We start from the raw sequence: 12,024 nt of genomic DNA, 5'->3' as shown, positions 1-12,024 counted from the left end.
CTTGGACTGGTCTCGATACTGGATACGATCAATCGGCTTAACCGCATGGCCTGAACCGCCGTGTACGGAACCGTACGCACGGTGGTGTGGGAGGACGGCGGCCGTGAGGCCGCCTCCTACCCGATCCCGCAATCCGCCCGGCGGCCCTCAAGTTAACTCTGTTACAACCGATAACGTGACCCGAATGCTGTTTTCGGTCACAATTGCTCCGGAAACTGGCATTTGGCCATCAACGTGCTCTTCGTAGTACCCGTAGCCCCTGCACTGGAGTTCGATGCATGCTGAAGAACCTCTCGCTGACCGCCAAGCTTTCCCTGGTACCCGCCGTCGCCCTGGTCGGACTCGTGCTGTATGTGGTCTACACCTCGTTACAGCTCTCGGCAACCGACTCACGGCTGGTTCTGCTGGAGACCCGCAGCTATCCGACCCTGGAAAAAGCCGACGCGGTGATCTTCCAGTTCTCCCGCGTGCCGGCGTTGCTGAACAACGCAGTGGCGGCGGGCGAGCCGGGCATTCTCGACGAAGCGCGCGAGGTCCTGCAGCAGATCGACAGCCAACAGCAGGCCCTGGCGTCGCTGTTGAGCGAGCAGCGTCAGCAGCATCAGGCATTGAGCGACTGGCGCAAGGCGGTGCGCGACTATGCCGACAATGCACTCGCTGCGTCGACCAAGTTGATCGACGGCAGCGCCTCGTTCGACGACCTGCGACCCAGCCTGGATCGTATGGCCAGTGATCTGGCGCAGGCGCAGAAGCTCGGCAGCGACTTCCGCGCCCAGGCCTACGACGATTTCCAGCAGACCCTGGTGCAGACCCGCGAAGCCAACGCGGCGACCACCCGCCTGGGCATCATTCTCAGCCTGGTACTGGTGGTGCTGGTCAGCCTCGGCGCCTGGCTGGTGATCCGCAGCGTGATGGTCAATATCCGCGGCGTGATCACCTCGCTGCAGTCGATCGCCCGCGGCGACGGCGATCTGACCCAGCGCGTGAACGTCGAGTCCAACGATGAGATCGGCGCGATGATCGAGCTGTTCAACAGCTTCCTCGACAAGCTGCAGCGCACCATCCGCCAGATCATCGAGGCCGCCAACCCGCTGGGCCAGGTTTCCAAGGAGCTGTACAAGCTCACCCAGGGTTCGGAAGAGAACGCCAAATCGCAGCAGCACCACACCGATTCGATAACCCGCGACATCCTCACCATGACCGGCAGCATTCAGGAAGTCGCGCAGCGCTCGCAGCAGGCATCCGATGAAGCCAACTCTGCTGCGCGGCAGGCGGCCACTGCGCGCGAGCACGTCGGCAGCCTGTCGACCGGCATCAGTGACCTGGGCGACAGCGTGATGGGCGCGGTCAAGGCCATGGAACAACTGGAGGAAGAAACCCAGGAAGTCGGCTCGGTGCTGACCGTCATCCGCAGCATCGCCGAACAGACCAACCTGCTGGCACTCAACGCCGCCATCGAAGCCGCCCGCGCCGGCGAGCAGGGCCGCGGCTTTGCGGTCGTCGCAGACGAGGTGCGCAATCTGGCGCAGAAGACCGCGGCGTCCACCGCCGAGATCCAGCAGATCATCCAGCGCCTGCAGAACAGCGCCAACACCGTGCTCAACGTGATGACCAGCAATGGCGAGAAGTCCCGCGCCAGCATCGAGCGCTCCATCGAGGCTACTCAGCTGCTGGAAGCCATCGCCGGCACGGTCAACCAGATCGACGAACTCAACGCCGGCATCGCCCAGTTCACCCAGGAGCAGATCGGCCTGTCGAGTTCCATCAGACAAGAAACTCAAGTGTTGCAGCAGGACGCACAAGCAACCGCAAACGGCGCCGAAGCCACCGCCCGCCTTGGCGAGCAACTGGTGAGTACCGGAGACCACCTGCGCGCGGCTACGGGCCAATTCCGTGTTTAACGATTTTCTGGAGCATCCAATGACTGCACTTCGTGTCGCCGGTCTGGCAGCTGTCTGCCTGGCCGTCACCCCTGCCTTCGCCCTCGAACAGGGTGAACATCGCTTCAACGGTTTCGGTACCGTCGGTTTCACCCACCTCAGCGGCGAAGATGATGGTCGCAGCTACGGCATCCAGGGCCAGACCAACGATTCCTGGCGCGGCGATCAGCTGTCCAAGTTCGGCGCGCAGCTGAGCTACGGCATCACCGACACCCTGGGGGTGACTGTCCAGGCCACGGCCAAGGCGCAACAGGACGAGTGGAAAGCCAACCTGGAATGGGCCTACCTGTCGCTGCAGGCCAACGACCAGCTGATGCTCCGCGCCGGCCGCCTGCGCAGCCCGGTCTACATGTATTCCGAAAGCCTCGACGTCGGCTACAGCTACCCTTGGCTGCGCCTACCCGACGAGGTCTACAGCCAGGTTCAGGTGACCAACTACGAAGGCGTCGATGCGGTCTACACCGTGCCGCTGTCGTACGGCTCGGTGACCTTCCAGGTCGCCGGCGGTCAGGCAAAGAACCGCGACTACTACGCCTACGACGAGCAGTTCGATATCGACTACGGCAACCTGTTCGGCGCCAGCGTCAGCCTGGCCACCAACGATTTCGGCATGCTGCGCATCGGTTATGTCGAGGCGGATATCACCACCGATATCATTGGCAATGTGATTAGTGTTCTGCCTGCGCCTATCGGTCCCGGCGTCGGAGTGGCACAGCAGCGCTCGCTGCTGGCGCTGGACAAAGAGAAAGGCAAGTTCACCTCGATCGGCTACCAGTACGACAACGGCACCTGGATCAGCAGCAACGAGTGGACCTCGCGCATGATCGAGAACGATGACATGGAAGCGATCGACTCCTTCTACCTGATGGGCGGCCGTCGTTTCGGCGATTTCCTGCCGCATGTCACCTACGCACAGCTGGACGACAACGGTGGCCGTCAGAGCTCCTGGACCCTGGGCCTGAACTACCAGGCCGCACCGACGGTGGTGGTGAAGGGCGAGTACAAGCGCGTCGATACCAAGAATGGCTACGACGGCGTGTTCACTCGTAATGCTCAAGAGCTGTACGAGAATGAGGCCTTCGAGCGAACCGGCGTAGCCGGCACTCCTGCCCGCAACTACGACGGTGACATCGTTTCCGTCGGCGTCGATTTCGTATTCTGAGGAGCGTCCCGATGAAAGCATCCATTCGCATCCTCTGTTCCGCCGCGCTGCTCGGCATGGTTTCCCTGGCTCAGGCCGAGGTTGCCGTGATCGTCAATCCCGGCGCAGCCAAGGCACCGTCACAGTCCGAGGTCGCCAACATCTTCCTGGGCAAGGATAAGTCCTTGAAGGGCGTCGACCAGGCGGGCTGGAACCCGGCCAAGGAAGCCTTCTACGCCGGCGTGACCAGCAAGAACGAGTCGCAGCTCAAGTCCTATTGGTCGGGCCTGATCTTCACCGGCAAGGGCCAGCCGCTGCCGAGCGTCGCCGATGACGCCGCAGTAGTAGCCAGGGTCGCGGCCGAAGCCGATGCCATCGGCTACGTCGACAGCGCGGCCGTCAATGACTCGGTCAAGGTCCTGTTCACCCTGCCCTGAGCTCGATGACGAAGCAAAGGAGCCGGCCCCGGTGGCCGGCTATTTCATGCCCGCGTTTCACAGCAACAGCGCGAAACATGAGGCTGACCCTGATCAGCTCCCCCGCCCCTTGAGCTGACTAGACTTACGTCCAATTGGGTCCGACTGACCTGCAGCCCACCATTAACAAAAAATGGAAGCCAACCATGAGCACACCCGACGCTGGGAAGACGGCTGTACTGCAGAACATCCACGGCACCATGGAGTTTCTGCGCAAGTACGCTCCGTTCAACCAGATGGAGCCGGCCCACCTGGCCTACCTGGTGGAGAACTGTGCGCTGCGCTTCTATGCCGAAGGCGATTGCATCATTTCCCCCGAAGACGGCGTGGTGCAGCAGTTCTATATCGTCAAGCAGGGCCGCGTGCATGGTCAGCGCCCGCATACCGCCAAGCGCGGCACCGACACCACCTTCGAGGTCATCGTCGGCGAATGCTTCCCGATGGCCGCGCTCATGGGCGAACGAGCGACCCGCACCGCGCATCTGGCGGCCGAAGACACCTTCTGCTTCCTGCTCGGCAAGCCCGCCTTCGTCCAGCTGGTTTCCAAATCTCCGGTGTTCCGTGATTTCGCCATGCGTGGCGTCAGCAGCCTGCTCGACCTGGTCAACCAGCAGGCGCAGATGCGCGCGGTGGAAAACCTCGGTGAGCAGTACTCGCTCGAAACAAGCATCGGCGAGCTGGCGCTTCACCACCCGGTGTCCTGCCTGCCGTCCAAGCCGATCAACGAGGCGGTCGCGATGATGCAGGAGAGCAATGTCGGCAGCATCGTCATCGTCGATGAAGCTTTGCATCCGCAAGGCATCTTCACGCTGCGCGATCTGCGACGGGTAATCGGTACCGGCACCACCGATCTGAGTCAGCCGATCTCCCAGTTCATGACGCACGATCCGTTCTACCTGCCGCCGGACGCCACCGCCTTCGACGCGGCGATCGCCATGACCGAACGGCACATCGCCCATGTTTGCGTCGTGGAGAATGGCCTGCTGCGTGGCGTAATTTCCGAGCGCGACCTGTTTTCCCTGCAGCGTGTGGATCTGGTGCACCTGGCGCAGACTATCAGTCACGCCGATCGCGTCGATGCGCTGGTGGTCATCCGCGATCGCATCAAGCAACTGGTCGACAACATGCTGGCCCACGGCGCCTCGTCGACCCAGATCACCCATATCGTCACGCTGCTCAATGATCACACCGTATGTCGGGTGATCGAGCTGGCCATCCAGCACATTGGCGATCCGGGCGTGCCCTTCACCTGGCTGTGTTTCGGCAGCGAAGGCCGCCAGGAACAGACCCTGTACACCGACCAGGACAACGGCATCCTCTTCGAGGCCGCCGACGCCGCGGAGGCCGCGCATATCCGCGGTCGTCTGCTGCCGCTCGCCGAACACATCAACCGTGACCTAGACACCTGCGGTTTCACGCTGTGCAAAGGCAACATCATGGCCAGCAACCCGCAGCTGTGCCTGTCGCGCCAGGAATGGAGCCGCCGCTTCAGCTCCTTCGTGCGCGAGGCAACGCCGGAAAATCTGCTCGGCAGCACCATCTATTTCGATCTGCGCAGCATCTGGGGGCCTTCGGAAGGCTGCGAACAGCTGCGCCGCGACCTGCTCGAGGAAATCAACGACAACCGCCTGTTCCAGCGCATGATGGCCGAAAACGCCTTGCGTCATCGCCCGCCGGTGGGCCGCTTCCGTGATTTCGTCGTGGCGCGCAAGGGCGAAGGCAAAGACACGCTCGACCTCAAGGTGCAGGGCCTGACACCCTTCGTCGATGGCGCCCGCCTGCTTGCACTGAGCAACGACATCGGCACCTGCAACACCCTCGAGCGGCTGCGCAAGCTGGTGGAGAAAGGCGTCATCGAAGCGAAGGATGGCGCGGCCTATGAAGAGGCCTACCACTTCATCCAGCAGACTCGTATGCAGCACCATCAACAGCAGGCACGCGATGGACTGCCCTATTCCAACCGCCTGGATCCGGATACTCTCAACGTGCTGGACCGCCGAATCCTGCGCGAGTCCTTTCGCCAGGCCCAGCGGTTACAGGCCAGTCTCGCGGTGCGCTATCAACTATGAGTATGTTCTGGTTCAACCCCCGCGGTCCGAAGCTGCCTCCCGAGCAGCAGCAACGTGTTGCCGAGCTGGCGCGCCCGCTGCCGCCACAGGCGGTCCCGTTGCGGCAGCAGCGTCTGGTGGTGCTGGATCTGGAAACCACCGGGCTGCACCTCAAGCGCGACCTGGTCATCGCCATCGGCGCAGTGGTCATCGAAGACGGCGCCATCGACTATTCCCAGCAGTTCGAATGCACCCTCTGCCGTCAGGTCAAGGTCACTGAAAGCGTACTGATCCACGGGATCGCCCCGAGCGAGCTGGCCAACGGCTTGCCACCGTCCGAAGCGCTGCTCAGTTTCATGGAGTTCGCCGCGAGCAGCGTCATCCTCGCCTTTCACGCGCCCTTTGATCAGCGCATGCTAGGTCGCGCGTTGAAGAACGAACTGGGCTACTCGCTGGAACACACCTTCCTCGATGTGGCCGACCTGGCGCCCATGCTGTTTCCCGAGGCGATGATCCATCGCGGCGGGCTGGATCACTGGCTCGACTACTTCAACATACATATCCCTCAGCGGCACAACGCCTCCGCCGATGCCATGGCCACCGCGGAAATCGCTCTGATCCTGATGAATCGCGCACAACGCGTGGGTCTGACCAGCTTAGACGAGCTGGCCCAGCGGCTGCGCTGCTGGCAACGCGCGCGCAAGGCGGCCTTCAACTCGATCTGAACGGGCTGGGTGGCAGTTCACTGCGTGGGTGATATGCCGACGGCTGCTCGCGACAGAACGGAGCATCGTCTACCGGACGGGTTGTCAGACGCATATGCCGGCTACTCGGTCCCATTGCGGAACCGATCAATTCTTCTTCGCGGCGCGCATCAGATAATGCTGATGCGCGGAACCCGCAGCTCGTAGGCGTTCGGTTAACGCCCGGCCTCGCAAATAGCCTGATAAAGCGGTGAATCGGCTTCCAGCTCGGTAAGCGTTTCGATCTTCGCCTGGCCGGCTTCATTCAGTCTGAACATCGCCCGCTCGGTGCAGATCAGCTGATAGCTGGCGCTCTTCACGATCGACGTCAGGTGTTGCTTCTCGAAACGGTACAGCACGAAGCGGCCGAGACGGCCCTGTTCGGTGTCCTGCACCTGAGCGTTCGCGCCGTCCAGCACCGTATAGGCCAGCGGCATCGGATAGATCATCGTCCACGGGCGCCAGAGCATTTCGCCCTCTTCGCTCATGACCACCAGCGATCCTTCCGGCAGACGTGCTTGCTTGGTTTCGAACCAGGTGTACTCGTAATGGATGGTGTAACTCAGCATGCCCAGACCGGCGCAGACGGGAATGATCCATTTCGGCAGTCGCTTACGCGTCAGTGAGCGCAACAGCAGGCCGATACCGGCTCCCGCCACACCTGCGACGATTGCCGCGATTAAATGCCAGAACATATACAACTCCCCCTAAAAAAATCGGGCTTCCATATGGAAGCCCGACTTCTACCTCAACCTTGTGTCAGAGCAGGTCTGACGTCCGGCTGCATTATCAGTTAGTGATCAAGTGCAACGCCAGCACCCTTCGGGGTACGAACGCTCTCGACCAGATCCTGAATCTCCTGCGGCGGAGCTTCGGTAGCCATCGAAACAGCATAGGCAACAGCGAAGTTCAGCACGGCACCCACGGCACCGAAGGCCTGCGGGGAGATGCCCATCCACCACTGATCAGGCGTGTTCGGGATGCTTGCAGTGCCAGGGATGAAGAACCAACCCAGGTACAGGAAGATGTACACGGCGGTGGAGATCACACCAACCAACATCCCCGCAACAGCACCCTTGCTGTTCACGCGCTTGGAGAAGATACCCATCATCAGTGCCGGGAACAGGCTCGCTGCCGCAAGACCGAACGCCAGTGCCACCACCTGCGCGGCGAAGCCCGGTGGATTCAGACCCAGCCAGGTTGCCAGCAGAATCGCTGCCGTCATGGACAGACGAGCGGCCAGCATTTCGTTCTTCTCGCTGATCTTCGGATTGATGAGTGTCTTGATCAGGTCATGACTGATGGCAGACGAAATCGCCAGCAGCAGACCCGCAGCAGTCGAGAGCGCAGCAGCGATAGCACCCGCAGCGATCAGACCGATGACCCAGCCCGGCAGGTTGGCGATTTCCGGGTTGGCCAGAACGATGATGTCATTGTTCACGGTCAGCTCGTTGCCGGTCCAGCCACGCTCAGTAGCGGTCGGAGTAAAGGCGGCGTTGGCGTCGTTGTACATCTGCACACGACCGTCGGCGTTCTTGTCTTCCCACTTGATCAGACCGGTACGCTCCCAGGTCTGCACCCACTCAGGACGATCTTCGTAGCGGATTGCTTCGGCAGCCGGGCCTTCCGGATAGATGGTGTTCACCAAGTTCAAACGCGCCATCGAGCCAACGGCCGGGGCGGTGAGGTACAGCAGGGCGATGAAGACCAGGGTCCAGCCAGCGGACCAGCGGGCATCAGCTACCTTCGGTACGGTGAAGAAGCGAATGATTACGTGCGGCAGACCAGCGGTACCAATCATCAGCGACAGAGTGAACAGGAACATGTTCAGCTTGTTGTCGACGTCGGCGGTGTAGGCAGTGAAGCCCAGATCGGTCACGACCTGATCCAGCTTGTCCAGCAGCGGAATACCGGACTCTACGTGAGTACCGAACATGCCGAACATCGGGATCGGGTTGCCAGTCAGCTGCATGGCAATGAACACGGCCGGAATGGTGTAGGCAATGATCAGTACCACGTACTGCGCCACCTGGGTGTAGGTGATGCCCTTCATGCCGCCGAATACCGCGTAGGCGAATACGATGGCAGCAGCAATCCAGATACCAGCGGAGTTGCTCACTTCCAGGAAGCGGGAGAATGCCACGCCAGCACCAGCCATCTGACCGATTACGTAGGTAACGGAGATGAGGATGAGACAGACCACAGCAGTCAGGCGAGCGCCACGGCTGTAGAAGCGGTCACCGATAAAGTCCGGCACAGTGAACTTGCCGAACTTGCGCAGGTAGGGCGCCAGCAGCATGGCCAGCAGCACGTAGCCACCGGTCCAGCCCATCAGGTAGACGGAAGTGGCATAACCACCGGAGGCGATCAGACCCGCCATGGAAATGAAGGAAGCTGCAGACATCCAGTCTGCCGCCGTTGCCATGCCGTTGGTGACCGGATGAACACCACCACCAGCGACATAGAACTCTTTAGTTGACCCGGCGCGAGCCCAGACCGCGATCCCGATATAAAGCAGGAACGAGGCGCCCACGAACATCATGTTGATCCAATATTGGCTCATTGTGGTTACTCCTCAACCCCGAATTCCTTGTCCAGTTTGTTCAGCCGCCACGCGTAGTGGAAGATGATCAAAATGAACGTGATGATCGAACCCTGTTGAGCGAACCAGAAGCCTAGATCCGTGCCCCCGACGGGGATGCCGGATACCAGCGGGCGCAGGAGGATACCGAAACCATATGAGACGAGAGCCCAGACCACCAAGCTCCAAGTGATAAGGCGAACATTCGCCTTCCAGTACGCAGCAGCATTTTCTTTATCGTTGTCGGCCATTGACGTTCTCCGCCTTATTTTTATTGCGTGTGAAGGGAACCCACATCCTGAATTTAACAGGGGTGGGTTAATGAATGAAAGCCCCGACTTTAGTCTGACGAACAACAAGAGAAGACCAATTCAGCCGCTGGAAGCCCCCTGGAGAGAGGGTCTCGGGTGGCCAAGAGCCATCGTGCAGGCCGCTCGCCGTAACCTTCGCGGCAGACGGTTTTGACGCCGACCGGTGCGGCGGGGTGACGCGGAGACCCGCACCGAGGTCGAACGACTCGCTGGCGCACTTGCGAGACCGGTCGGTCACGTGACTCATATGCACCAGATGACCAAATAACAACTGAATAAAAAGCCCGGATTTAAATAAAGAAAGATGCAGCCTTATATATTGGCAACTCAACTTCTTAATTATCGTTAATCCCCAAAAACGCAAATAGCAGCAATCAAACTACCGCTTATATATTTCCTGCGGATTGCAAGCGCTATTTTGCGAACCCATTCTGTCGGGCAGGATTTCGATCAGGCGGGCGCGTTCCAGACCGTCAGCGTTCGGGCAAAAGCCGAAGCGGATCTCGCCGCCTGGGTGACTGCCAGTATCAAGCAAGGACTCGTCAGCCCAGGAGCGGGAGGAAGATGGCGCATGGTGGCTCATGCCGCAGTGAAGAGGTGCGATCGCAGGAATATCCAGGACCGAGCCGGAGGCGATGCCGTCCGGCCCGGATGGTCGCTGGCTGGCGATGCCGTGCTAGCAGGTCGGGCGACCCGCCGTGTACTTCTCGGTTGGATAGATAGCCGCGTTGAGATCACGAATCGTCTCGGCGCCGATCAACAACGGATAACTGAAGTGCCTGCGGTCGGTGAGGTTGACCTCCACATCGCGCCGGCGATCGCCAATGCACAGCTGCATGCCGATCACCGGTCGCTCAGCCCGGGGCGGCTCGCTGTCGGGATCGACATTGCCGACCTCTTCCGCGCGCGTCTTGATCCGACTGATGCCGAGCAGGCGCTGCTCATAAAGGGTGTCATCCGCGCCATCGACGGCCAGGCGGAAACGCACCCAGTCCTCGCCGTCTCGCTTGAACTGCTCGATATCGCGCGCTGAAAGGGATGCGGTCATGGCACCGGTATCCATCTTGGCGGGAAGGGTCTTACCGATCTCCGCGACCTTGATGTGTTCATAACGTCCATAAAGGGTGGGCTCGTCGGCAAAAGCGGGTAGCGCCAACAGCCCGGCGAGGAAAAGAACACGAGACAAAACAACCTCCTGGGAGCGGGTAATGGACAAATTTCGATCAGGTCGAAGACGTGGGGTTCCGTCTGCCGGTCTTGCAAAACGTTTCACCGTGCAGGCGTACAGCCATCTCGGTGCCCGCCAACCGGCGCGTACAGCGTCGGCCTGATAGACTGCAGGCCGTTCCCCGTTCGAAGATCCTTCCCGTGCCCAGTACCGCCTTTTCCTCCCTGCCCCTTTCTGCCGCCATGCTGGCGAATCTCGAAGCCCTCGGCTACGCGGCGATGACGCCGATCCAGGCGCAGAGCCTGCCGGTCATGCTCAAGGGCCACGACCTGATCGCTCAGGCCAAGACCGGCAGTGGAAAGACCGCCGCATTCGGCATCGCCCTGCTCGATCCGCTCAATCCGCGTTATTTCGGCTGCCAGGCACTGGTCCTGTGCCCGACACGCGAGCTGGCCGACCAGGTGGCCAAGGAGCTGCGGCGGCTGGCACGGGCGGCAGACAACATCAAGATCCTCACGCTGTGCGGCGGCATCTCCATCGGTCCGCAGATCGCTTCGCTGGAGCATGGCGCGCACGTCATCGTCGGCACGCCGGGCCGGGTCCAGGAACACCTGAGGAAAGGCACGCTGAAACTCGACGGGCTGAACACCCTGGTGCTCGATGAAGCCGACCGCATGCTGGACATGGGCTTCTACGACGCCATCGCCGACATCATCGGCCAGACACCGACCAAGCGGCAGACCCTGCTGTTCTCGGCCACCTACCCCGCCGGCATCAAGCAGCTGTCCGCGAGCTTCATGCGCGACCCGCAGCAGGTGCGTGCAGAAGCCCTGCATGACGATGCACAGATCGAACAGCGCTTCTATGAAATCGACCCCGAGCAGCGCATGGACGCGGTCATGCGCCTGCTCGCCAGCTTCCGACCGGAAAGCTGCGTGGCCTTCTGCTTCACCAAGCAGCAGTGCCAGGAGCTGGTCGATCACCTGATTGCCAACGGCATCTCGGCCATGGCGCTCAATGGCGATCTGGAGCAGCGTGACCGCGACCAGGTGCTGGCGATGTTCGCCAACCGCAGCCTCTCGGTGCTGGTGGCGACCGATGTCGCCGCGCGCGGCCTGGATATCGATGCGCTGGACATGGTGATCAACGTCGAGCTGGCCCGCGACCCGGAGATACATGTACACCGGGTCGGTCGGACCGGCCGCGCCGGCAATCAGGGCCTGGCCATGAGCCTGGTCGCCCCGGCCGAAGCCCATCGCGCGCAAGCCATCGAAAAGCTGCAGCAGGCACCGCTCAACTGGCAGCCACTGGACGGGCTCAAGGCCAAGACCGGTGCGCCATTGCAACCACCGATGGCGACTCTGTGCATTGGAGCGGGCCGCAAGGACAAGCTGCGCCCGGGCGACATCCTCGGTGCACTGACGGGTGATGCCGGCATCCCCGGGACCCAGGTCGGCAAGATCGCCATCTTCGACTTCCAGGCGTTCGTCGCTGTCGAGCGCGGCGTCGCCAAGCAGGCACTCAAACGCCTGAACGAAGGTAAGATCAAGGGCCGCTCGCTAAAGGTCCGCGTCCTCTGAGAAGGTTCGCCTGCTGCTGAACGCGCGTATCCGGGC

10 protein-coding genes are annotated in these 12,024 nt (G+C 61.4%); 6 read left to right on the top strand and 4 right to left on the bottom strand.

Translation table 11 applies throughout. The features are described from left to right. Positions 1-278 precede the first annotated feature (278 nt). The 5 genes from IEG05_RS04835 to IEG05_RS04815 all read left to right on the top strand — a co-directional run bounded on the left by IEG05_RS04835 (position 279) and on the right by IEG05_RS04815 (position 6,330). Positions 279-1,901 (top strand): methyl-accepting chemotaxis protein, encoded by a 1,623-nt coding sequence (locus IEG05_RS04835; RefSeq protein ID WP_191121707.1) that lies wholly within the window; start codon positions 279-281, stop codon positions 1,899-1,901. A gap of 19 nt (positions 1,902-1,920) precedes the next feature. Next, a complete protein-coding gene (locus IEG05_RS04830; protein ID WP_179485498.1) occupies positions 1,921-3,102 on the top strand; it encodes a porin in 1,182 nt (393 codons plus the stop codon). Positions 3,103-3,113: 11 nt separating this feature from the next. After that, complete coding sequence (locus IEG05_RS04825; protein ID WP_179485497.1) at positions 3,114-3,518, top strand: phosphate ABC transporter substrate-binding protein; 405 nt, start codon at positions 3,114-3,116, stop codon at positions 3,516-3,518. Positions 3,519-3,703: 185 nt separating this feature from the next. Next, positions 3,704-5,626, top strand: a complete 1,923-nt coding sequence (locus tag IEG05_RS04820; protein ID WP_191121706.1) for a putative nucleotidyltransferase substrate binding domain-containing protein — start codon at positions 3,704-3,706, stop codon at positions 5,624-5,626. Next, a complete protein-coding gene (locus IEG05_RS04815) occupies positions 5,623-6,330 on the top strand; it encodes a 3'-5' exonuclease (RefSeq protein ID WP_191121705.1) in 708 nt (235 codons plus the stop codon). Before IEG05_RS04820 ends, IEG05_RS04815 begins: the two co-directional genes overlap by 4 nt. 194 nt (positions 6,331-6,524) lie before the next feature. Here IEG05_RS04815 and IEG05_RS04810 read toward each other — a convergent pair whose 3' ends face one another. From IEG05_RS04810 to rloA2, 4 genes are all read right to left on the bottom strand, one after another. Next, entirely contained in the window at positions 6,525-7,043 is a 519-nt protein-coding gene (locus IEG05_RS04810; RefSeq protein ID WP_014818798.1) for a hypothetical protein, read from the bottom strand. A gap of 98 nt (positions 7,044-7,141) precedes the next feature. Continuing rightward, complete coding sequence (locus IEG05_RS04805) at positions 7,142-8,911, bottom strand: sodium:solute symporter family protein (protein WP_191121704.1); 1,770 nt, start codon at positions 8,909-8,911, stop codon at positions 7,142-7,144. A 5-nt stretch (positions 8,912-8,916) separates the two neighbouring features. Further along, positions 8,917-9,180 carry a DUF4212 domain-containing protein gene (locus tag IEG05_RS04800; RefSeq protein WP_038656273.1) on the bottom strand — a complete coding sequence of 88 codons (264 nt, stop codon included), beginning with the start codon at positions 9,178-9,180 and terminating at the stop codon, positions 8,917-8,919. A 736-nt stretch (positions 9,181-9,916) separates the two neighbouring features. Beyond that, a complete protein-coding gene (gene rloA2 / locus IEG05_RS04795) occupies positions 9,917-10,426 on the bottom strand; it encodes a retropepsin-like aspartic peptidase RloA2 (protein ID WP_191121703.1) in 510 nt (169 codons plus the stop codon). A gap of 182 nt (positions 10,427-10,608) precedes the next feature. Between rloA2 and dbpA the strand changes: the two genes are divergently transcribed. Beyond that, entirely contained in the window at positions 10,609-11,988 is a 1,380-nt protein-coding gene (gene dbpA, locus IEG05_RS04790; protein ID WP_041015633.1) for an ATP-dependent RNA helicase DbpA, read from the top strand. The last annotated feature ends 36 nt before the right edge of the window (positions 11,989-12,024 follow it).

The sequence above is a fragment of the Stutzerimonas kunmingensis genome, assembly GCF_014764705.1.
Taxonomy (GTDB): Bacteria; Pseudomonadota; Gammaproteobacteria; order Pseudomonadales; family Pseudomonadaceae; genus Stutzerimonas.
This window is presented reverse-complemented; position numbering and strand designations above follow the sequence as displayed.